Source organism: Aeromonas sp. S19(2024) (genome assembly GCF_041402625.1).
In the GTDB taxonomy this organism is placed as follows: domain Bacteria; phylum Pseudomonadota; class Gammaproteobacteria; order Enterobacterales; family Aeromonadaceae; genus Aeromonas; species Aeromonas caviae.
In genome coordinates this window covers 129,306-151,072 of the sequence record NZ_JBGLQU010000008.1, presented here as the reverse complement: position 1 = coordinate 151,072, position 21,767 = coordinate 129,306, and the positions used below count along the sequence as shown (strand labels likewise).

The 21,767-nt window shown below is 59.7% G+C and carries 16 protein-coding genes; 3 read left to right on the top strand and 13 right to left on the bottom strand.

The features are described 5' to 3' along the window. The 3 genes from ACB037_RS16170 to ACB037_RS16160 form a co-directional block, all read right to left on the bottom strand. On the bottom strand, nt 1-225 hold a 225-nt coding region (locus tag ACB037_RS16170; protein ID WP_371175586.1), incomplete at its 3' end, for a hypothetical protein. A gap of 27 nt (nt 226-252) precedes the next feature. Then, the gene (locus ACB037_RS16165) at nt 253-1,779 is read right to left on the bottom strand and encodes a replication initiation factor domain-containing protein (RefSeq protein ID WP_324045545.1); all 1,527 of its coding nucleotides are present in this window, start codon (nt 1,777-1,779) and stop codon (nt 253-255) included. After that, nucleotides 1,766-2,017 carry a hypothetical protein gene (locus ACB037_RS16160; protein ID WP_039040799.1) on the bottom strand — a complete coding sequence of 84 codons (252 nt, stop codon included), beginning with the start codon at nt 2,015-2,017 and terminating at the stop codon, nt 1,766-1,768. The genes ACB037_RS16165 and ACB037_RS16160 overlap by 14 nt, the downstream gene beginning before the upstream one ends. 123 nt (nt 2,018-2,140) lie before the next feature. On the opposite strand from ACB037_RS16160, the gene ACB037_RS16155 reads away from it, so the two are divergent. From ACB037_RS16155 to fabA, 3 genes are all read left to right on the top strand, one after another. Further along, on the top strand, nt 2,141-2,545 hold the full coding sequence (locus tag ACB037_RS16155) for a helix-turn-helix domain-containing protein (protein WP_371175585.1): 405 nt from the start codon (nt 2,141-2,143) through the stop codon (nt 2,543-2,545). Nucleotides 2,546-2,583: 38 nt separating this feature from the next. Then, complete coding sequence (locus ACB037_RS16150; RefSeq protein ID WP_045524875.1) at nt 2,584-4,563, top strand: Lon protease family protein; 1,980 nt, start codon at nt 2,584-2,586, stop codon at nt 4,561-4,563. Nucleotides 4,564-4,641: 78 nt separating this feature from the next. Next, entirely contained in the window at nt 4,642-5,202 is a 561-nt protein-coding gene (gene fabA / locus ACB037_RS16145) for a 3-hydroxyacyl-[acyl-carrier-protein] dehydratase FabA (RefSeq protein WP_010674758.1), read from the top strand. A gap of 80 nt (nt 5,203-5,282) precedes the next feature. Here fabA and rmf read toward each other — a convergent pair whose 3' ends face one another. From rmf to pepN, 10 genes are all read right to left on the bottom strand, one after another. Further along, a complete protein-coding gene (gene rmf / locus ACB037_RS16140; protein WP_005315693.1) occupies nt 5,283-5,462 on the bottom strand; it encodes a ribosome modulation factor in 180 nt (59 codons plus the stop codon). Between the two features lie 157 nt (nt 5,463-5,619). Next, nucleotides 5,620-7,269 (bottom strand): DUF3466 family protein, encoded by a 1,650-nt coding sequence (locus ACB037_RS16135; protein WP_128295908.1) that lies wholly within the window; start codon nt 7,267-7,269, stop codon nt 5,620-5,622. A gap of 8 nt (nt 7,270-7,277) precedes the next feature. After that, complete coding sequence (locus ACB037_RS16130) at nt 7,278-9,188, bottom strand: ABC transporter ATP-binding protein (protein ID WP_041215149.1); 1,911 nt, start codon at nt 9,186-9,188, stop codon at nt 7,278-7,280. Nucleotides 9,189-9,260: 72 nt separating this feature from the next. Beyond that, nucleotides 9,261-9,488, bottom strand: a complete 228-nt coding sequence (locus tag ACB037_RS16125) for a glutaredoxin family protein (RefSeq protein WP_010674762.1) — start codon at nt 9,486-9,488, stop codon at nt 9,261-9,263. Beyond that, a complete protein-coding gene (gene rlmKL / locus ACB037_RS16120) occupies nt 9,488-11,659 on the bottom strand; it encodes a bifunctional 23S rRNA (guanine(2069)-N(7))-methyltransferase RlmK/23S rRNA (guanine(2445)-N(2))-methyltransferase RlmL (protein WP_191967217.1) in 2,172 nt (723 codons plus the stop codon). Before rlmKL ends, ACB037_RS16125 begins: the two co-directional genes overlap by 1 nt. A gap of 306 nt (nt 11,660-11,965) precedes the next feature. Beyond that, nucleotides 11,966-12,502 carry a cell division protein ZapC gene (locus ACB037_RS16115; RefSeq protein WP_041215146.1) on the bottom strand — a complete coding sequence of 179 codons (537 nt, stop codon included), beginning with the start codon at nt 12,500-12,502 and terminating at the stop codon, nt 11,966-11,968. An 85-nt stretch (nt 12,503-12,587) separates the two neighbouring features. Beyond that, nucleotides 12,588-13,598, bottom strand: coding sequence for a quinone-dependent dihydroorotate dehydrogenase (pyrD, locus tag ACB037_RS16110; protein ID WP_371175584.1), 1,011 nt, complete (start codon nt 13,596-13,598; stop codon nt 12,588-12,590). A gap of 47 nt (nt 13,599-13,645) precedes the next feature. Next, nucleotides 13,646-18,487, bottom strand: a complete 4,842-nt coding sequence (locus ACB037_RS16105) for an NAD-glutamate dehydrogenase (RefSeq protein ID WP_371175583.1) — start codon at nt 18,485-18,487, stop codon at nt 13,646-13,648. A 274-nt stretch (nt 18,488-18,761) separates the two neighbouring features. Next, nucleotides 18,762-18,983: a DUF2835 family protein gene (locus ACB037_RS16100; RefSeq protein ID WP_010674767.1), complete on the bottom strand. Its 222-nt coding sequence runs from the start codon at nt 18,981-18,983 to the stop codon at nt 18,762-18,764. 67 nt (nt 18,984-19,050) lie between these two features. Continuing rightward, nucleotides 19,051-21,675, bottom strand: coding sequence for an aminopeptidase N (pepN, locus tag ACB037_RS16095; protein WP_371175582.1), 2,625 nt, complete (start codon nt 21,673-21,675; stop codon nt 19,051-19,053). Nucleotides 21,676-21,767: the final 92 nt, after the last annotated feature.

Genomic DNA, 21,767 nt, shown 5'->3' with positions numbered 1-21,767 from the left:
GGGGCAATCAGCCATTTCCTTGATAGTCGGCGCATCATTGCGCAGGGACAACTGGCGAACCTCATAGCCCCAGGAGTTGATATTGCACTCCGGCTTGTTGACGTTGTTTGCAGGAGCCAGATATTCCACTTGGGCAAAGTCATAAGGCACCGGAGCGCCAGACTTGCGAGAAACACCGTAGCCATGGGTCACGCGAGTGACCAGCACACTGGACAAAATAGACATAGTTATTACCTCGTTGAAGAACCTTGGTTAGGTCGAAAATACAGGCAGCTCGTCCAAGTCAGGAGGGAGCGGCATTCTTAATCGCGCCGGAATATCACTTTCTTCCAGGTGCGCAGTTAATTGGTTAACAATCTTCTCAGGCGATAATCCCTCGATGTTCGCTAACCAATTAACAAGGCGACCCGCCATGCGGGACATATTAAATACGGCATTGTCCCTGGATGTTTTGAACTTATTTTTAAAGGTGGTCAGTCTGACAGGCTTTATTTCCGCTTCCTGGATAGCAGCCAGCCACTTATCAAATTGCGGATACATCCCCGCAAAATAGGGGTCTGGGTTTACCAGGACGTCCAGCGGGATAATGCGGTCCTTATTGTGCAGCTCGCCTTCGGCGCGTACCCAATTCGGATACTCTGCCGACTGCATCTGCTTGCCCTTTTCGTATACCCGGGCGCACTTTCCGTTGATGCGGCTGCCCACGTAGAACGAGCAGCCCTTGGTCGGCACCATACCAAAGCGCTTGGCGATGCCCTTGGCAACCTCGGTGATCACGAACTCGCCCGATTCAATCTTCATCCAGGACGGAGCGCGGCCCCGCTGGGGATGGAACTCGCCGGCTTCCGCGCCGGCAATGGCCCCCTGGTAGGTGATGTGCTCGCCGCTGTAGTCATCCAGGGCGAGATCCACCCGTGTGATGCGCACGCCTGGAATGTGAGAGATAACGTCATGCAAAGCCTGGAAATCCAGGGCGGCGCAACCCACACCGGAAAAACTCACCATGCAACCATGGTTTGCCGCACCCCAGCCAATCAGGCCGCAGGGGATGCCGTCACACAGCAGGTCAGCCGAATTGGCGTAACCGTGCAGGCCAGAGCGGCGAGGGCGCATCGTGAAGCGCGGCTCGGGGATGGGGACACCAATGCGGGTATTCAGCTCCTCTAACCACAGCTCCAGCTCGTTGCAGCAGAGGGCATCCAGGAACTGGACGCCGTAGCAATCGATCAAGTCGTTGTAGGCTTCCCAATACTTGGCACCCTCGACAACCTCGAACTCGGAGAACTTGAGCAGGGCAGTGCAGACCGCCTTCAACTCCTTACGAATGTCGGCACGGGCCTTGTAACCGGAATGCAAAGCACGCTCCATCATTTCGGTCATGGATAGCGTCACGACAGGGGCAGGGGACTTAGGCACCCCATGGAGGCTTAACCGCTCAGTGGTCTTGTCATATTCAACCGCTGGGGTAGGGGAGACCCCCAGCCGTTCGGCCTTGCTGCACAGGCGTTCTGTCACCTTGTCAAAACGGGTGAGGGGAGCGAAGCCAACCGGACGCTTCCAGAGATAACGCAGCCCCTCGACAGGGGGTTCAGAAATGGCCGCTTGCAGGGCCTTCACGTTGGTATCGAAGCGCGGGACAGCCTTCAAGAGCGCACCTTGCTTGGCAAGCTCCTTCATCTGGATCAACTCAGTCGGTGCCCAGGTGAAGGACAGATAGTCGATCAGGGTTTTGTTGCCGATAACCCCATTTATCGGCATCACGGAGCTATGACCAGTCATCGAAAAACACTCCCTGGTCATAGAAGCCGCGCCAGGTGTCCTCGGTGACTTCTACCAGTTCGAACACGGTATCGGGGTACGTCATCGACAGATAGACCCGCAGCTCATGCAGGTCGCGGAACATCTCGACCTGACCCGCGATGCAGGCGGAGTAATCGCCAGTCGGCTCTGCCTGCCAATAGACCTTGCGCTCAATGAGCGCGGGCAGATCCTGGTTTTGTGGGCTAGAGTGGGTCATAGATCAATCACTTGAGTTAGTAGGCAAGTGCATTTGATCAATTTCCCAAGTAAGTTTCAACGGGCCTTTTTGACCGCAAAATGGTTATGATACGGCCATTGATAAACTGAGGAGTTAAGGCAAATGGACTCTAAAACGCTGATCCAGGCCTACATGAGAGCCAAAAAGTTCACCCAGTTTCAGGAAGTCGCTGTAGAGCTTGGCTTTACACAATCTCACGTCTCACGTTTGACCAAAGGCAAAGCGCAACTCACTGATGAGACTGCAAAAAAGATTGCCGAGGAAATCGGCCTAGACGTCAAAGAAGTGCTAATAAGCCTTGCGGCTGTCAGAGAGACCGATCCCGAGCTGAAACAGGCTTGGTACGATATCCTGGCGAAGTATTCAAAAGGAGCTGGCACGGCGGTAGCCCTTGCGGCGGCTGTGTTTCTGTCTCCACTGAGCGGGCCTGACCATACCGCGCATAATGTATATTATGTTAAATTAAGTATCTTGGTATTCTGTCACCCTCAACCGAACTGTGTATAATGGTGGCAATTGATCCTATCCCCGACCGGATGTCTTAAGTGGCTGAATTAACATCAGAACAATTAAAACCCGCTTTCTCGATTGAGCAGTTCCCCACACTTGGCGAACTCGACCCCATTCCGTTTGCCGCCCTGCAACCCAGAGCGATTTCGGGTATCAAACGGCTGGCCAGTTTTGATGGTGACTGCCCGGTCATGATCCTCAACGGTTTCCCCGGTGCAGATTACGAGAATGTCTGCCAGACCCTGATCGCCTCTTCGAATGGCAAGGATGGCGACCTGTTCGATCTCTGTTATACCGAGAATCTCAACAACCCTTTCAAGCCCATCTGGCTGCGCCTGCAACCGGGCTCGGGTTTCGAGTTCTGCGAAATGGTCGGTGAGCTGCTCAAGCTGATGAGCCACCATCTCGACGCCGAGCGGCTGGTCACCCGGATCATCCGCAAACAGAACAATGACCCCAAGATCGTGGATTTCCTCTCCGATCTGGCCGCCCATGTCGCCCAGGGCCTCGAGTTCCAGCACCCGGTGCTCATCAACCTGCTGATCCATCATGAGGATCAGCAAGCCCCTGTCGTCTACGGCCGTGACCTGAACTGGGATACCTTGTTCGGCTCTATCAACTATCAGACGGAACAAGGCTCCGTCTACGCCAATCAGCACCTTTTGGAACCTGGTCTGCTGCGGGAAGCCAACGGTGGTTACCTGATACTTCAGCTCGATGAGCTGCTGGATCAGCCTCATCTCTGGTTCAAGCTCAAAAACGCCATGCAAAAAGGCGAGCTGGACTGGAATGCCTATCAGGAAGGCAAGACGCTGACACCGTTCTTCACCCCGGAAGCGACCCCCATCCGGTTCAAGTTGATCCTGGTCGGTGACAGGCTGGACGTGGCGGAATTCCAGATGCTGGACAGGGACATGGCGGAGCGCATCTTCCTGCGTGCCGATCTGGTCTCCGAAGTGAACATCGAGGAAGATCTCCCCGCCTTCCTGCAATATCTCGCCTGGCTGCGAGCGCGCTGGGCGCTGCTGGATTTCACGCCAAGTGCCCTCCTCGCCCTCTGTCGCCATGCCAGCCGCCTGTGTGACCACCAGGAGTGGCTATCCCTCTCCGAGGTACAGCTCGGCGCCATCATGCGCATGGCCGACAGCCTGGCCCGCGAGCTGGAAGCGACCTGCGTCACTGACGAACATATCCTGCTCGCCCTGGAAGAGCAGGATTACCGCCTCAACTATCTGGTGGAGCAATCGGATCAGGGTGTTATCGACGGCCAGATCCTGCTGCAGACCGACGGTGAAGAGGTTGGCCAGATCAACGGCCTTTCCGTCATCCAGGTGGCCGGCCATCCCTATGACTTCGGGGAGCCGGTACGCCTCACCGCGACCGTCCACCTCGGGGATGGCGATGTGGCTGACATCGAGCGCAAGGCGGAGCTCGCCGGGCACATTCACGCCAAAGCCATGATGATCATCCACGGTTACCTCTCCAACAAGTTCGGCGCAGAGAACCCCTCGCCGCTCTCGGCCAACCTGGTGTTCGAGCAGTCATACCACGAGATCGATGGTGACAGCGCTTCCCTGACCGGCCTGTGTGCCCTGCTCTCTGCCCTCGCCCGCCAGCCCATCTACCAGCACTTCGCTGTGACCGGTGCGGTCGACCAGTTCGGCAATGTGCAGGCCGTTGGCGGCGTGAACGAGAAGATTGAGGGCTTCTTCCGGGTGTGCAAGATCCACGGCCTCACCGGCAAGCAAGGCATTCTGCTGCCCGGCACCAACGCCCAGCAGCTCAACCTCTCTGATGAAGTGATCGCGGCAGTAGAGGCCGGCCAGTTCCACATCCACCCGGTGGATCACGTGGAAGAGGCTATCGAGCTGCTCACCGGCTGCGTTGCTGGCGAACCGGACATGCCGGATACCCTGTTTGGTCGCATCCAGGAGAGACTGGACGAACTCAATGGCACGGCAACCAAGAGTGGCGGCCTGCTGCGCAGCCTGCTGGATCGGCTGCTTGGCCGTTAAATGAAGTGATCGGAGTTGTTTAGCGAACATCTGTAAGCTAAATTGGCCCGGCTTTGACCCATATGAAGGATAAACAGCGTGACCCTAGATAACGACACCACTGATCCCCGCCTCTCCCTGTGCGAACAAGGCAAAGAGTCCTTTACCCGTGAAGAGCTGCTTGCCTGCAGCCGTGGCGAATTATTTGGTGAAGGTAACAGCCAGCTGCCCGCCCCCAACATGCTGATGATGGATCGCATCGTCAAGATTAACGACCATGGCGGCGAGCACGGCAAGGGTGAAATCCTGGCTGAACTCGATATCACGCCGGATCTCTGGTTCTTCGACTGCCACTTCCCCGGCGATCCCGTCATGCCTGGCTGCCTGGGCCTGGATGCCATGTGGCAACTGGTCGGCTTCTTCCTGGGCTGGAAAGGGGGTCCTGGCAAGGGACGTGCGCTGGGTGTCGGTGAAGTCAAGTTCACCGGCCAGATCCTGCCGACAGCCAAGAAGGTCACCTACAAAATCACCTTCAAGCGCGTCATCAACCGCAAACTGGTCATGGGCATTGCCGATGGCGTCGTGGAAGTGGATGGTCGCCCCATCTACAGCGCCACCGATCTGAAAGTGGGCCTGTTCAAAGACACCACCGCATTCTGATCCTGCTCCTGGGTGAGCAGAGACAACGTAAAGGGGCCACGATGGCCCCTTTCCTTTTGTAATGAGTGATGAAGTATCGGTTACTTCATGAAGAGGCCTGAGCCTCGCCCTTCCATGGCATCGCGCCAACCACCAAGCCAATGGCCCCTGGCATCCAGGCACTGGTACGGACACGCTTCTTTCTGTTTGCCGACTACGCCAGCCTGATAACCACGAGCGCGAGCTCTCTCCAGACGGTCCCGTTTCTGTCTCTTCATCATCTACGACCCTCTTCGTGGAACAAAAAAAGCGACCAGTTTTTCACCGGTCGCCTTCATCTTTACCCCAGGGGGGAGGCAGGGTCAAACAAAAAATTCCATGCTATTCAGGGGTTGTGACACAAGATACTGAACTGCATTAATTTTTGATGACACTTATTTATCGCTGATAGCGACGCAGCCAGGCAAAGGGCAGCGCCAGCAGAGTCAACCAGAACAGGCTGCCGCCACCGCCCTCGCCACCATCCTGACCGGTCTGGTTGTTGACCGGGGCGTTACTGACCACATAGCTGGCCGGGGCATTGCCCTGATAATCCGCCACGGCCGGCGTCAGTTTGACGGCGACCACGGTGGCGTTGGCGCGTTTGTTGAGGTCGCTCTCGCTGTCATAGCGATACGCCGTCGCGGCAATGGTGCCGTCGCTGCTGATGCCGCTGGCGTAAGCGATGTGATAGTACTTGCCGTTCTGGGCACACAGCTTGTTGCCGGCGTCATCCTTGCCACAGATGAGATCGTTCAGATACCAGCTGTTGGCCGGGGCGGCCGCGTTCAGCAGGAAGGCTTCCTGCATGCGGTTGGTGCCATTGACCACCGGTTGGGTCTGGTGACGGGAGTCGCGCCAGCCAACCACCATGTTGTGATCGTTGATGGCGGCCGCTTCCGAGCCTGCCCCCGAGACCGGCTTGTCCTGGAGAGGAAGGCTGGCCGCCGTACCCGGCTTGCTCAGGTTGAACAGGAACATCTCCACCGGGCGGTTCTGTCCCTTGTTGATGCGATAGCGCTGGTTGCCGATCACGTAGCCGTTGTCGTTGACGGCCACGGCCCAGCTGTGTTGCAGCTTGGCATCGTCCTTGCCAGGCTCGCCATCCGGCAGCGGGATGATCTTGGTGGTGCCCACGGTGCCGGCAGCCGTATCCAGGGTCCAGTAGCTGGCGAGGTTACGACCATCCAGATCACCGGTGCCCACCTCGCCGGTGGAGCTGTAGCCCACGCCGTAGAGGGTGCCGTTGTACTTGGCCACGCCCAGTGCAGAGGCGGTTTGCAGCACCTCGTCACGCTGATGGCCATAGGTGCCGGCCTGCATCAGCTTGTTGAACCCGCCCGAGCTGTTGAGCAGCCAGAAGCTCGCCTGGGTATCGACCCCGGGGCAGTAGCGGAAGTCACCGTACTGGCTGTCATTGCCCGTCTCGAAACACCACTTGTAGAAGTCACCGCCCACCTTGTGGCGATACTTGTCGCTGGCCGCGGTACCGGTCACCAGATACTGACCGTTGTCCAGCTTCTTGATGGAGGTGGGTACGCTCAGGCCGTGGGTGCTGGCCGCATCCTTGAGCTCGACCGGGTTGCCGTCATTGACCACGGCAAAGGCGGTGCGCAGCTTGCCATTCATCTTGTAACCGACCCGATCCTCCGGGACATCCCCGAGGGCCGTCACCAGGCCATCGACCTCGGAGCTGGTCACGTAGCCCAGGTTGCTGCGTTGATCCACCTTGTCCAGGAAGTCGCGACGCCACTGGTAGGCAAAGCCCGAGTTGTCGCTCCAGAAGGAGTTGCAGACCGAGTTGGAGAGCATGCAACCCTGCTCGAAACGGAAACGATCGACCAGGAAGTCGGCAAACCGCACGGTGGAGAAGTATTCCGCCATGTTGTTCTTGGTGTTGAGCCCGATGAGGCCGTTGGCATCGCCGCTGATCCCGCTGGCATAGCCTTTGACTTCGTCATCGACGATGGTGAAAAAGGAGCTTTGTGCCGCCTGCGCGTTGAGGCTGGCGCCGACCAGGATGGCCAGCATGGATAATTGCTTTTTCATCTACTTCCTTAGTCTTGATGTTTCAACGCTTCCAACTCCTCCCAACGGGAGAAGGCGTGTTCCAATGCGGCCTCTGCCGCATTCAATGCATCCAGTTTGGGCTGGGTCTGCTCTGCTGGCAGAGAGAAGAAACCGGGGTGGTTAATCTCGGCCTGCAGGGCATCGAGTTCCATTTCCAACTGTTCCAGCCGGGCTGGCAGATTATCCAGCTCCAGTTGCAACTTGTAAGAGAGTTTTCGTGTTTTTTTCGCAGGCTCCGCTGCCGACGCGACAGGCTCTGCCACCTTGATCTGGGTCGCCTTGGCCGTCTGTTGGGCGGCCTGCAGGGCTCGTGTGGCCATCATGTCGGCGTAGCCCCCGACATAATCGCTGATCCGTCCATCCCCTTCAAACAGCCAGCAGCCGGTCACGGTATTGTCGATGAAACGGCGATCGTGGCTGACCAGCAGCAGGGTGCCCGGGTAATCGGTGAGCAGCTCTTCCAGCAATTCCAGCGTTTCGACATCCAGGTCGTTGGTTGGTTCATCCAGAATCAACAAGTTACTGGGCTTGAGGAAGAGTTTGGCCAACAGTAGACGGTTTTTCTCGCCCCCTGACAAGGCCTTGACCGGGGTGCGCGCCCGCTTGGGCTCGAACAGGAAGTCCTGCAGGTAGCCAAGGATGTGGCGGGAGCGGCCGCGAACCATCACCTCCTGCTTGCCCTCCCCCACGTTGTCCACCACCGTCTTCTCGGGGTCGAGCTGCTCACGATATTGATCGAAGTAGGCCACTTCCAGGTTGGTCCCCTGGCGCACCGAGCCACGGCTCGCCTCGAGCTGGCCCATCAGCAGCTTGATCAGGGTCGACTTGCCGCAGCCGTTGGGGCCCACCAGGGCAATCTTGTCCCCGCGCAGCACCTGCAGATCCAGTCCCTGGAACAGGGTGCGATCACCAAAGTCCAGCCCCAGCCCCTCGGTCTCGAACACCAGCTTGCCGGAGCGGCCCGCCTCGTCCAGTTGCAGCTTGGCCTTGCCCTGCAGTTCCCGGCGCTGGGTGCGCTCCATGCGCATCGCCTTGAGGGCCCGCACCCGTCCCTCGTTGCGGGTACGACGCGCCTTGATACCCTGGCGCACCCATACCTCTTCCTGGGCCAGCTTGCGGTCGAACTCGGCGTTTTTCAGCTCCTCGACCCGCAGCCACTCCTCCTTGCCTTGCAGATATTCGTCATAGTTGCCGGGCCAGGAGGTGATCACGCCGCGATCGAGATCGATGATCCGGGTCGCCAGCTTGTGGATGAACTCCCGGTCGTGGGAGATGAAGACGATGGCGCCGCGAAAGTCCTTGAGGAACTCTTCCAGCCAGTTGATGGCATCGATGTCCAGGTGGTTGGTCGGCTCGTCCAGCAGCAACAGATCCGGGTCACACGCCAGGGCGCGGGCCAGAGCCACCTTGCGCAGCCAGCCGCCAGACAGACTGTCGAGCGTCACATCAGGGTCGAGATCAAGCAGGGTCAGCACCTGATTGATGCGGGTCTCGTACTGCCAGCCGTTCTGATAGTCGAGCTGCTCCTGCAACTGGCTCATGGTGCGAATGTTGGCATCGGAAGGGTCGTGCGCCAGGGCGTGGGAGACATGATGGTACTGCTTGAGCAGCTCCCCTACCCCGGCCAGCCCTTCTGCGGCGTAATCGAACACGGTGATCTCGCTCGAGGCGGGCGGATCCTGCTCGAGGCGGGTCACTTTCAAATCTTGTTGCAACACCAGACGGCCGTCGTCCAGCGGCAGTTCGCTGGCAATCACCTTCATCAGGGTGGACTTGCCCGCCCCGTTGCGACCCACCAGACAGAGGCGCTCGCCCCGCTCTATGGTGAGCTCGGCATGGTCGAGCAGCGGAAAATCACTGAACGACAGGGACGCGCCGTGCAATGTCAAAAGAGCCATGTTTGTTCCTTGTTGCTTATGAAAAAACGGGCGGCAGCGTGAGTCTGCCCCCGTTTTGTCGTCAAATCCTGCTCACCCCTGTGCCAGCCAGCCTTGCAGCTCTCCCAGGGTGAAAGGCCAGCCCAGCTCCCGGCCGGCACTGTCTTGCAGCACCGGGATGCGCACCCGGTAAGCCTCGAGCCAGGCCTCCTCCTCCAGGATGTCGCAGCGGCGGGTCTGCGCGGCCATCCCGGCCTGTTCCACCAGCGTCCACGCCTGTTCGCACAGGTGGCAGCCGTCGGTGTGAAACAGGGTCAGCATCAGCCTTGTGCCTCGGCGTGAGTGATGATCCAGCAGTTGTGGATATGCTGGTTGCGCTCGAAGTCCTTGGGCCGGGTCTTGTTCGTGATGTTCTGCGCCTTGAGACCGATGGCGTCAAGGCCGGCCAAGTCCATCTTGAAGTGGCGCTTGTTGTTGGAGAACACCAGGGTGCCGTCCGCCGCGAGCAGGCGCTTGAGGTGCTGCATCAACAGCAGGTGATCCCGCTGCACGTCGAAGCTCTCGTCCATCCGCTTGGAGTTGGAGAAGGTGGGCGGATCGATGAAGATGAGGTCGTACTGCTCGTCGGCTTCCGACAACCACTTCAGACAATCCGCCTGCACGAACTTGTGCTCACGGCCCACCAACGAGTTGAGGCGCATGTTGTCCTGGGCCCAGTTGAGGTAGGTGCGCGACATGTCCACCGTGGTGGTTTCGCGGGCGCCGCCGAGCCCCGCGTGCACGGTGGCACTGCCGGTATAGGCGAAGAGGTTCAGGAAGCGCTTGCCCTTTGCCATCTGGCCCAGCATGCGGCGGGTCTGGCGGTGGTCGAGGAAGAGGCCGGTGTCCAGATAGTCGTAGAGGTTGACCCAGAGGCGAGCACCATACTCCTGCACTTCCATCCGGTGCTGCTCTTCGGAGAGCTTCTGGTACTGCTGTTTGCCTTCCTGGCGCTCGCGCACCTTCAGGATCACCTTCTCGCCGTCCATGCCGGTCACCTTGATGGCGGCCTGCACCATGTCCAGCAGACGCTGGCGGGTCTTCTGGGCGGGAATGTCCTTGGGCGCCGCGTACTCCTGCACCACCAGATAATCCTGATAGCGGTCGATGGCAGCGTTGTACTCCGGCAAGTCCGCGTCATAGAGGCGGTAGCAATCGAGGTTCTCCTTGCTCGCCCATTTCTCGAGGGTCTTCAGATTCTTGCGCAGACGGTTGGCAAAGTCCTGGGCCACCTCTTTCTGGGAAGCAACGGCATCGAGGGCGATCTGATAGTTGCGCAGCTGGCACTCGAGGGCGCCGTTGAACAGGCGATACTGCTTGTCGGCACGCAAGCGCAGGCAGCTCAGGAGTTCGGGAGAGGCGGAGAGAATGGTGATCTTCCACCCCTGGAAGCCGCGGCGCAGGGCATCGCCAAGGGCCTGATGCACTTCCAGCAACGCCGGGAATTCACCGAGACGCTCGCCATAGGGCGGGTTGGAGATAAGCATGCCGACCTGACGGCTCTCTCCTTCCACAGCCGGCATCGGCAGCGGATTTTCCAGCTTGGTGACATCGGCCTGCTTGAAGGTAATGAGATGGGCCACGCCGGCGGCCTTGGCATTGTCACGGGCCTTCATCAGGACCCGGGTATCCGCATCGCAACCGAACAGTTTCACCTCGCAGCGCTGCATGCCGCGCTTGGCACGCACCTGGGCTTCCATCATCAGACTCTGCCACAGTTCACCATCGTGTTGCAGCCAGCGATCGAAACCGAAGCGCTCACGGCGCAGCGCAGGCGCCATGTCGGCAGCGATGAAGGCCGCTTCAATCAGCAGGGTACCGGAGCCGCACATGGGGTCCATCATGGGCTCGCCGGCCCAGCCGCTGCGGGCAATCATGGCCGCAGCCAGGTTCTCTTTGAGGGGCGCCTCGCCGGTGCCCTGGCGATAGAAGCGCTGGTGCAGCGCCGGGCCTGACAAGTCCAGCGTGATATTGGCCTTGCCTTTGCCAAGGTGCGCCATGATGCGAATGTCCGGGGACTTCTTGTCCACATCCGGGCGCACGTGACCGCGCTTGGTGAAGCGATCGACGATGGCGTCCTTGATCTTCAGGGCGCCGTACTGGGTATTGCGAATGGAGGCGTTGGTACCGGTAAAGTCCACCGCGATGGTGGCGGTACCGGAGAAGTGCTCCTCCCAGGGAATGGTATGGGCCCCGAGGTAGAGGTCCAGATCGTCGTTCATCTGGAACTCGGAGAGCACCAGCACGATTCGGGAGGCAAAGCGGCTCCACAGACAGGCCTTGTAGCCGATGGCCAGTTCGCCCTTGAAGTGGACGCCGGCCACGGTCTCACGGACCTGCTCCGCACCCAGATTGGTCAGCTCGACGGCCAGCAGGTTTTCCAGCCCTTTGGGGCAGGTTGCAAAAAATTCTTTCATCACGCTCACGGGGATGCCATAAAAATAGTGCCGCATTATACCTTATCGGCCCGCGCTCGGCACTCGAACCTTGGACAAAGGCGCCATATAAACGGCAAGAGGCGCGGCAAACTCTCCCCTCCCCCTTGCGGGCGACAGGATCCCGCTCTTGGCTGGCAGCTGTCTACCATCACATTCGTAAAGAATTCGAAAATCTTGCCCGGACCGGGCAGAAAACGGTCGTGACGACCGACGAAGTAAACAGACAAATAATGGAACAAGAGAGAGACTGAGCGCTTAAATATCAGACCAATATAGCAGGCCTATAACGGACTTATTCGTCGCCATATAACGGCCCCGTCGTCAGCCCACTTCCCGATATTGTGTCTGTGCCCGGACTCTGGCTTGCATCCGGTTATTCATCACCTTGATCACGGCAAAGCGCGGCAGCGTCTTGCTGTTGGTCAGCACCAGCTCGTCGGTCAGGTTCAGGCACACGCTCGCCTGATCGCCGGCTTCGATGACCATGAATTCCCCCCGACCGTGGGGCGTATCCATCCATACCAGGGATCCCATATCCGGAAAAACATGAGCCTGCTGTTCATGAAAGAACCAGCTTTGCGGCATCAGGGGTTTATAAAAACGGCTGACGGCGATGGCATTGAGGACCAGCTGGACCTGGTGGGGCGTACTCCAGTCGAGTTCAGCGGCCTTGTCCATCAACTGGTAATAGAGGGCGGCATCATCCACACAAAAAGGCTGGGTGGTGAAAGAACAGGGAACAAGTTGCCGACCTTTATATTCGGTGGCAAATATCATGCGATCGGACAAATCCAGCATCAGGCGATCATCCTGAGCGTCATAATGCCACTGCCAATTGTCATTGGGTTGAATACACATGGTGGTGCCCTTATCTAAGCCGTCCCTCGACTTTATTCCATGTCGAGAATTTGAGCAACGTTAAATAAGGGCAACCGGTTATTTTTTAAATATGGGTAACGATCTCTTTGACCAGACTCGGCCCTTTATAAATAAAGCCGCTGTAAATCTGGACAAGACTGGCACCCGCCGCCAGTTTTTCCCGAGCCGCCATGGCGCTGTCGATACCACCCACACCGATAATGGGCAGGGCGCCGTCGAGGGCCTTGGCCAGGTGGCGGATCACCTCGGTGCTCTTGTGCTGGAGCGGGCGGCCGCTGAGCCCGCCGGCCTCTGCGGCATGGGGCATGTCATATATCATTTCCCGCTCCAGAGTGGTATTGGTGGCAATGACACCGTCAATACGGTTCTTGATCAAAGAGGCGGCTACCTGCTCTATTTCATCGAGTGACAGATCCGGGGCAATTTTCACGGCCAGCGGCACATACTTTTTATATTTCTCGGCCAGCTCCTGTTGGCGCTGTTTCAATGCGGCCAGCAGTTCATCCAGTGCATCGCCATATTGCAATTGACGCAGACCCGGGGTGTTTGGCGAGGAAATATTGACCGCAATATAACCGGCGTGGTCATACACCTTGTCCATGCAGAGAAGGTAATCATCCTTGCCCTGCTCGATGGGGGTGTCCTTGTTCTTGCCGATATTGATGCCGATCACCCCCTGATATTTGGCCTCTTTCACCTTGGCCACCAGGTGATCGACGCCCTTGTTGTTGAATCCCATGCGATTGATGATCCCCTTGGCCGGGATCACCCGGAAGAGACGAGGCTTGTCATTGCCGCTCTGGGGTCTGGGGGTCACGGTACCGACCTCGATGAAACCGAACCCCATGGCGCCGAAGGCATCGATGCACTCCCCGTCTTTATCCAGACCGGCGGCCAACCCCACCGGATTGGCAAAATTAAGCCCCATGACGGTGACGGGGCGTTTGGGCAGAGAGTGGCGGAAGAAACAATCAAGCGGGGTACCGAGAAGGCGGGGCAAATATTTGATGGAGAGATCGTGAGCCTGCTCCGGATTGAGTTTGAACAGGAAATGCCTGGCGAGTGGGTACAGCATGCTTGCTCCTTAAAAAAAGCCCCGGCAACTGGCCGGGGCTTTTGGGGTTATGCCGAGGTTCGGCAATTCAACTGGAGCAGGTTCAACTCTCGCAAGGCCACCGAGAACTTGGCGAACTCGTGCGTGCTCGTGGTCTTGAAGTCGGCCAACATGTGGGTCCAACGGGACAAGAGTTGCTCATGCTCCGAAATCCAGTCGGCCAGTATGGTAGCGCATTCCCCCTGCTCTTTGCACCCTTCCAGTACCACGGAGGTGAGGCTGCGTTGCTGCCAGTCCAGATCTTCGCGGAAGGAAGCCCGCGCCATCGCCTGCCAGTGGTTGCCCACCGGCTGATGGTTGATCTGCTCGAGGAACCAGTGCAGATCCAGCTTGGCGCCCAGGCGATAGTAGACGTTGGCAACCCGCAGGATGTCGGTCTTGTGCTCCGCGGCAATCTGCGCCAGATCCAGGCAGGAGAAGAGGCTGCTCATGTGGGCCACGCGACGGGCGATGGCCTCCGGCACCTGTTTCTCCACCAGGGCGGCGACCGCCTGGCTGTGTTCGGCCACTTCGCTCTCGTCCATTACCTCGTAAAGGTGCTGACTCAGGGTCTCGAAGGCCGGGCGGAAGAAGGCGATGTTCTCGCCGATGCTCCAGCTGCGGTTGCGGGCGCGCAGGAACCAGCGGGTGGCGCGGCGCACGATGCGGCGGCTGTAGAACATCAGCTCGAGCTGGGTCTGGGCATCCACCCCGTTGTCACACCCTTCGATGTCACGCCACAGGGCGCCGAGGCCGAACACTTCCCGGGCCATGGCGAAGCAGCAGGCCACTTCCGCCACCGAGGCACCGGTCTCGTCCTTCATCCGGCTGGCGAAGTTGAGCCCCATGTCGTTGACCAGCATGTTGGCCACCCGGGTCGCGATGATCTCGCCTCGCAGCGGATGCTGGGCCAGGGCCGCGCCAAATTGCTGCTGCAACTGGGTCGGGAAGCTGGTGACCAGCATGTTGGCGAGGAAGGGCTCGTCGGTCACTTCCGGGCAGTTGAGCTGCTCTTTGAGCACCATCTTGCCGTAAGCCACCAGCACCGCCAGCTCGGGACGGGTCAGCCCCTGCCCTGCCGCCATCCGCTCGGAGAGCTCCTCGTCGGAGGGCAGGAACTCCAGGGCACGGTCCAGCTTGCCTTCGCGCTCCAGCCCCTGGATGAAGCGTTGCTGCTCTTTCAGCTGCTCGGCACCACGGAAAGCGGTCACCGAGATGGACTGGGACTGGCGATAGGCGTTGGTGATGACCACCTGGGCCACCGCATCCGTCATCTCGTAGAGCATCTGGTTGCGCTGCTTGAGGGTCAGGTCACCGGCCGCCACCAATTGGTTCAGCAGGATCTTGATGTTGACCTCGTTGTCGGAGCAATCCACCCCGCCCACGTTGTCGGTGAAGTCGGTGTTGATGCGACCACCCTGACTGGCATACTCCACCCGGCCAAGCTGGGTGAAGCCCAGGTTGCCACCCTCGCCCACGATGCGGGCACGCAGGTCACGACCATTGACCCGCAGCACGTCGTTGCTGCGATCCCCGACATCGGCGTCGCTCTCGCGGGCGCTCTTCACATAGGTGCCGATGCCGCCGTTCCAGAGCAGGTCGACGTTCAGGCAGAGCAGCGCCTTGATCAGCTCGTTCGGGGCCATGCCGCTCTTGTCGGTGCCGAGCAGGGTCTGCATTTCCGGGCTCAGCTTGATGGACTTGGCAGAGCGCAGGAAGATGCCGCCCCCCTTGGAGATGAGCTCACGGTTGTAGTCATCCCAGCTGGAGCCGGGCAGCTCGAACAGGCGCTTGCGCTCGACGAAGCTCCCGGCCGCATCCGGGGTCGGGTCGACGAAGATGTGCATGTGGTTGAAGGCGCCCACCAGCTGGATGTGCTCGGAGAGCAGCATGCCGTTGCCGAACACGTCGCCGGCCATGTCGCCTATCCCCACGCAGGTGAAGTCGGTGGTCTGGCAGTTGATGCCAATCTCACGGAAGTGGCGCTTGACCGATTCCCAGGCGCCGCGGGCGGTGATGCCCATCTTCTTGTGGTCATAGCCGACCGAGCCGCCGGAGGCAAACGCATCGCCGAGCCAGTGGCCGTATTCGAGGCTTATCTCGTTGGCGATGTCGGAGAAGGTGGCGGTGCCCTTGTCGGCGGCCACGACCAGGTAATAATCATCCTCGTCGTGACGCACCACGGATTTTGGCGGGATCACCTCGCCGCCAATGATGTTGTCGGTCACGTCGAGCAGGCCGCGGATGAACAGACGGTAGCAGGCCTTGCCCTCCTCCTGGATGACGGCACGGGGGGCGCCTGCCGGCATCTGCTTGCAATAGAAGCCGCCCTTGGCGCCCACCGGCACGATGACGGTGTTCTTCACCTGCTGGGCTTTCACCAGACCCAGCACTTCGGTGCGGAAGTCCTCCTTGCGATCGGACCAGCGCAGGCCGCCACGGGCCACCTTGCCCCAGCGCAGGTGTACCCCTTCCACTCGCGGGGAGTAGACGAAGATCTCGAACTTCGGCAGCGGCAGCGGCATGTCGGTGATGCTGGAGGGGGCCAGCTTGAAGGAGATGTAGGGCTTGATGTTGCCCGCCTTGTCCAGCTGGTAGTAGTTGGTGCGCAGGGTAGCGTCGATCATCTCCACATAGCGGCGAATGATGCGATCGTCATCCAGGTTGGCGACCTGATCCAGCTTGGCCGCAAGCTCCTCGTGCAGCTTGGCCTGCACCTTGGCATCCTGCTTGATGGCCGGATCCAGGCGCTGTTCGAACAGGGTGAACAGCAGCTCTGCGATATCCGGATAACGGGTCAGGGTCTCCTCGATATAGGACTGGCTGAAGGAGACGCCGGTCTGGCGCATGTATTTGGCATAGGCCCGCAGCACGGATACCTGACGACCGGTGAGGCCGGCCCCCAGCACCAGACGGTTGAAGCCGTCATCTTCCAGGGTCTTGCTCCAGATGGCGGCGAAGGCCTGCTGGAAGCGCTGCTGGCTCTGCTCCAGATCGAACGGTTGCTCACCGCGCAGCAGCATGGAGAAATCGAGGATCCAGAACACCTCGCCGGTGGGGGTCCGTACCTGATACGGGGTCTCGCCGATGACGCGCAGCCCCATGTTTTCCAGCATGGGCAGGACGTCGGAGAGGTGGATGGGTTCGCTTCGGTGGAACAGCTTGAGGCGTACCCGGCGATCGTTCTCCTCCTCCTGGGCGCGGTAGAACAGCATGCCAAGCGGCTCGGCCTCGCTCAATCCATCCAGGGCCATGATGTCCGCGACGGCAGAGCCCGGCAGCACATCTTCCTTGTAGGCGCGGGGGAAGGCGGTGCTGAAACGGCGGCGCAGCTCGTTGCCGCGGGCCTCGCCATAGTGGGAAAGCAGCACGGAATCCAGGCGGTCATCCCAGCTGCGGGCCGCTTCAATCAGGTTGTTCTGTACTTCGTTCACATCCACATCCACGTTGTTGTTGTTGACCCGCACTATGTAGTGGGTCCGTGCCAGCACACCCTCGGTGAAGTAGACGTTGAACTCCACATCGATGCTGCTGCCAAAATATTTCTGCAAAATCTGCTGGGTCTTGACCCGCAGCGCCGTGTTGTAGCGCTCCTTGGTGACATAGACCATGCAGGAGAAGAAGCGGCCGTAGACGTCGCGGCGCACGAACAGGCGCAGCATGTCCCGCTCCTGCATCTCCAGCACCCCGAGACCGGTGGCCAGCAGCTCCTCTTCACGGGCCTGGATCAGCTCATCGCGCGGGTAGGTTTCCAGCACGTTCAGCAGCGCCTTGTAGGCATGGGAGCCCGATTCAAAGCCGGAGGCAGCCATGATGCGCTCGAGGCGGTGGCTGATGAGGGGGATCTGGGTCGCACTGGTGTTGTAGATGGAGGAGGCATACAGGCCGATGAAGCGATCCTCTCCCACCACCTTGCCGTGCTCGTCGAAACGCTTGATGCCGATGTAGTCCACATAGGCCGGACGATGCACCCGGGACTTGCTGTTGGACTTGGTGAGGATCAGCAAGTCGGAACTGAGGGCCGCGTGACGGGCGCTGGCGGGCATGGTGCCGAGGCGCTGGCCTTCGTCCTTGATGGAGTTCTTCATCAGCCCCAGGCTGGACTCGGGCTGCGGCAGGATCTCGTGATCTCCCTCCACCGCCTTGACGTCGTAGCGACGATAACCCATCAGGGTGAAGTTGTGGGCGGCCACCCATTTGAGGAAGGCGACGCAGGAGTCCACCTCGGCCTGGCTGACCGGGTTCTTGCGTTTGGGCAGCTCCTCGATGATCTCGTTCAGGCGCGCCAGCATGGGCTGCCAGTCTCCCACCGCCAGGGCCACTTCCCGCGCCACCGAGTTGAGCTCGGCAGTCAGGGCGTCCATCTCCTCTTCACCGGTCAGGTGATCGATTTCGATGAGGAAGGCGGTTTCCACCGAGGTCTGCTCTGCGGTGTTGTCCAGATCCAGGATGGCGCCAATCTTGCCGCCTTCGCCGCGGATCAGGTGCAGCGGCTGGTGCAGCATCATGTGGGCGGTGATATTGAGACGCTTGAGCGCCATGCGGATGGAGTCCACCAGGAAGGGGGAATCCTGCAGGATGATCTCGACGATGGTATGGGGAGACTGCCATCCGTGGCGGGTCAGCTCGGGGTTGTAGACCCGGATATAGGGCTCGATGCCGGTACGGTGGTTGAGGGCATTCCACAGACTGAGGGCGGCGCCATAGAGATCGCTGTCATTGCGGTCATGCAGATCAGTACTGGCCATGTTGCCGTAGAACTTGGCAACGAAACATTCGACCAGGGAGGCACTGTTTTTCGGCAATTTCTGGTGGATCAGACTGAGAACGTTTTCGAGCAGAACGGAGGTAGGGGCGTCTTTCAATGCCATTGCTAGTTTCCTTATCGGACGACATCACAGACACGGCGACATCCACCCAGGATGCCCACCGGTACAGAGTTGCAGCGAAGTGTAATGGCTTGGATCAAGGAAGGCGAGCAAAGGTGATAACGGGATGTTAAAAACAAGGGGCAGATCACGGCTTGGGTTGTGATAAATTTTGCCAAGTTGGCAAAATTCAGAAAATCGCACTGGATGCCGCGCCATTTACCGGATAGATAGTGACTTAAAGCAGATATTTACCCGGATTGATGTTCAAGTTTTGTTAATTTATGCGTTCCAGGGAAATGAAGCGATGATCGTCCTGGGTTTTCAGTCGAAAGTAGCCGTGAACGCCGCTCTCCGACACAAAACGCCGGATTTTCTCCAACCCCAGCTCCAGGGTCAGACCCTGCTCGGTACGTACCACCAGGCGGTTCACCTGCCCCTGGTACATCAACATGATCTCGTCGCGGCCAAGGGAGAGCCGAAAAGTGTATTGCCTCATGTCACCTCCTGGTCATCCATGAAAAACGGGCAGGAGAGCCAGACTCCCCTGCCCGCCGTCGTGACGCTTACTGTGCCAGCGCCTTGCTCACCTTCTCGAACAGATCCCGCGCCAGCCCGTCCAGGTTGGCCAGGCGGGTCAGCTCGGCGCGAACCAGCGCCTTGCGCCCCTCATCGAGCCGCTTGAACTGGATAAGCGGGGTGATGAGGCGGGACGCCACCTGGGGATTGACCTCGTTGAGTTCGATCAAGAGATCGGTCAGGAAGCGATAGCCGCTGCCATCGGCGGCGTGGAACTGCACCTGGTTGCTCATGGCGAAGCTGCCGATGAGCGCCCGTAGCCGGTTCGGGTTGCGGATGCTGAAGGTCGGGTGCGCCATCGCCTGCTTCACGTCATCGAGCACATCCTTGGCCGGCTTAGCCCCCACCAGCCGCAGCCAGTTGTCCAGTACCAGGCCGTCGTGGGCCCACTTGCCTTCGAAGTCGGCCAAGAGCGCGGCGCGGCACGGCAGCAGATGGCTGTTGGCCACCTGGAGCGCCGCCAGGGTGTCGGTCATGTTGTCGGCAGCCCCGTACTGCTCGCGCACCAGGGTATCGGCCTTCGCGGCATCCAGCGCCGCCAGATAACCCAGCACCACACCCTTGAGGGCCCGCTTGGCCATGTCGGCATGGACCACCTGATAAGCCGGCAGACGCAGGCTCTCGTAGCACGCCAGCAGGCGGTCGCCGAAGGCGTGGGCCAATGCGGTCTGGATCCCGTTGCGCACCTGGTGGATGGCGTCGATGTCGGCCACCTCGAACAGCTCGGCCAGGGTCGCCTCTCCCGGCAGGGCCAGGATCTCTGCCTTGAGGGCGGGATCCAGTGCAGCCTCGTCCAGAATGGCGACAAAGGCCGCCAGCAGGGTGCGGGAGAGCTCAACCCCCTGCCCGTGCTGGACCCGGGCCACCCCGTCGATCACCGCCTTGTTGACCAGCATCTGCGCTGCATCCCAGCGGGCAAACTCGTTGCGGGCATGGCGCATCAGGAAGGCCAGGGCCTCGTCGCTATAGTCATAGTGCAGCTTGACCGGGGCGGAGAAGTCCCGCAGCAGGGAGGGAACCGGTCTGACCGGCACCTGGTCGAATTCGAAAGTCTGCTGTGCTTCCAGCACGTCCAGCACATTGCCGATGGCCTTGCCCTGGTATTGCAGCGGGATGACGGCACCCTGTGCATCGTAGAGCTCGATGTCGAGGGGGATATGCAGCGGCAGCTTTTGTGGCTGATCCTGGGTCGGCGGCGTGTGCTGGCTCACGAACAGACGATAAACACCACTTTCGGCATCGTACTCGTCGGTCACGGTGAGCTCGGGGGTACCGGACTGGCTGTACCAGCGGCGGAAGCGAGCGAGATCCACCCCGGAGGCATCCTCCATCGCCTGCACGAAGTCGTCGCAGGTGGCGGCAGAGCCGTCGTGACGCTCGAAGTAGAGTCGCATGCCCGCCTGGAAGGCGTCCTCCCCCAGCAGGGTGTGCATCATTCGGATCACTTCAGAGCCCTTCTCGTAGACGGTCAGGGTGTAGAAGTTGTTCATCTCGATCACCACATCCGGGCGGATGGGGTGGGCCATGGGGCCGGCATCTTCGGCAAACTGCGGACCGCGCACGGTGCGCACGTTGTTGATGCGGTTGACGCCGCGCGACCCCAGATCGGAGGAGAACTCCTGATCCCGGAACACCGTCAGCCCCTCTTTGAGGCTTAACTGGAACCAGTCGCGGCAGGTGACGCGGTTGCCGGTCCAGTTGTGGAAATATTCGTGACCGATCACCCGCTCGATGCCGTGGTAGTCCGCATCGGTGGCAGTGGCCGGGTTGGCCAACACGAACTTGGAGTTGAAGATGTTGAGCCCCTTGTTCTCCATGGCCCCCATGTTGAAGAAGTCCACCGCCACGATCATGTAGATGTCGAGGTCATACTCGAGGCCGAAACGCTGCTCGTCCCAGCGCATGGAGTTGATGAGGCTCTCCATGGCGAAACCGGCGCGGTCCAGGTTGCCCTTGTCCACGAAGATCTCGAGCGCCACCTGGCGGCCGCTTTTGGTAATGAAGTGGTTGCGTTCCACATCGAAGTCACCGGCCACCAGGGCAAACAGGTAACTCGGTTTGGGGAAGGGATCCTGCCACTGCACGAAATGGCGACCGTCGTCCAGATCGCCGCTCGCGACCTTGTTGCCATTGGAGAGCAGATAGGGGTACTTGGCCTTGTCGGCGGTGATGCGGGTACTGTAACGGGCCAGGATGTCCGGCCTGTCCATGTAATAGGTGATACGACGAAAGCCCTCGGCCTCGCACTGGGTGCAATAGGCATCGCCGGATTTGTAGAGCCCCTCCAGCGCCGTGTTGGCGGCGGGATCAATGTCGGTGACCACGGTCAGCACGCACTCGGCCGGCAGGTTGAACAGAGTCAGGCTGCTCTCTCCCTGCTCGTATTGCTGATAGGGCACGCCATCCACACTGACACTGACAAGGTCAAGCCCCTCGCCGTCCAGCACCAGGGGCTCGTTGTGATCGCCGCTGCGACGCAAACGGGAGATGGCGGTGACCCGGGTCAGGGGCTCTTGCAGCTGAAAATCGAGATCCAGGCTGTCACACCAATAGAGGGGAGCCTGGTAATCCTGGCGATATTTGGCCGTCATGGCCTGAGGTTGTTCAGTCATTATTGTGTGCTTCCACGCTTTGTTATTGACGTGTCAGAGGCTGTCACAAGGCTCGGACAGGGTCAAATAGTTTGCATTCAGGCAAAAGAAAG

Bases quoted from the DNA above. Each gene is read 5' to 3' on its own strand.
- rlmKL (WP_191967217.1), bottom strand. From the start codon at position 11,659: ATGCGGCACTATTTTTATGGCATCCCCGTGAGCGTGATGAAAGAATTT.
- pyrD (WP_371175584.1), bottom strand. From the start codon at position 13,598: ATGCTGTACCCACTCGCCAGGCATTTCCTGTTCAAACTCAATCCGGAG.
- rmf (WP_005315693.1), bottom strand. From the start codon at position 5,462: ATGATGAAGAGACAGAAACGGGACCGTCTGGAGAGAGCTCGCGCTCGT.
- ACB037_RS16160 (WP_039040799.1), bottom strand. From the start codon at position 2,017: ATGACCCACTCTAGCCCACAAAACCAGGATCTGCCCGCGCTCATTGAG.
- ACB037_RS16115 (WP_041215146.1), bottom strand. From the start codon at position 12,502: ATGTGTATTCAACCCAATGACAATTGGCAGTGGCATTATGACGCTCAG.
- ACB037_RS16130 (WP_041215149.1), bottom strand. From the start codon at position 9,188: ATGGCTCTTTTGACATTGCACGGCGCGTCCCTGTCGTTCAGTGATTTT.
- pepN (WP_371175582.1), bottom strand. From the start codon at position 21,675: ATGACTGAACAACCTCAGGCCATGACGGCCAAATATCGCCAGGATTAC.
- ACB037_RS16105 (WP_371175583.1), bottom strand. From the start codon at position 18,487: ATGGCATTGAAAGACGCCCCTACCTCCGTTCTGCTCGAAAACGTTCTC.
- ACB037_RS16125 (WP_010674762.1), bottom strand. From the start codon at position 9,488: ATGCTGACCCTGTTTCACACCGACGGCTGCCACCTGTGCGAACAGGCG.
- ACB037_RS16155 (WP_371175585.1), top strand. From the start codon at position 2,141: ATGGACTCTAAAACGCTGATCCAGGCCTACATGAGAGCCAAAAAGTTC.
- ACB037_RS16100 (WP_010674767.1), bottom strand. From the start codon at position 18,983: ATGAGGCAATACACTTTTCGGCTCTCCCTTGGCCGCGACGAGATCATG.
- ACB037_RS16165 (WP_324045545.1), bottom strand. From the start codon at position 1,779: ATGACTGGTCATAGCTCCGTGATGCCGATAAATGGGGTTATCGGCAAC.
- ACB037_RS16135 (WP_128295908.1), bottom strand. From the start codon at position 7,269: ATGAAAAAGCAATTATCCATGCTGGCCATCCTGGTCGGCGCCAGCCTC.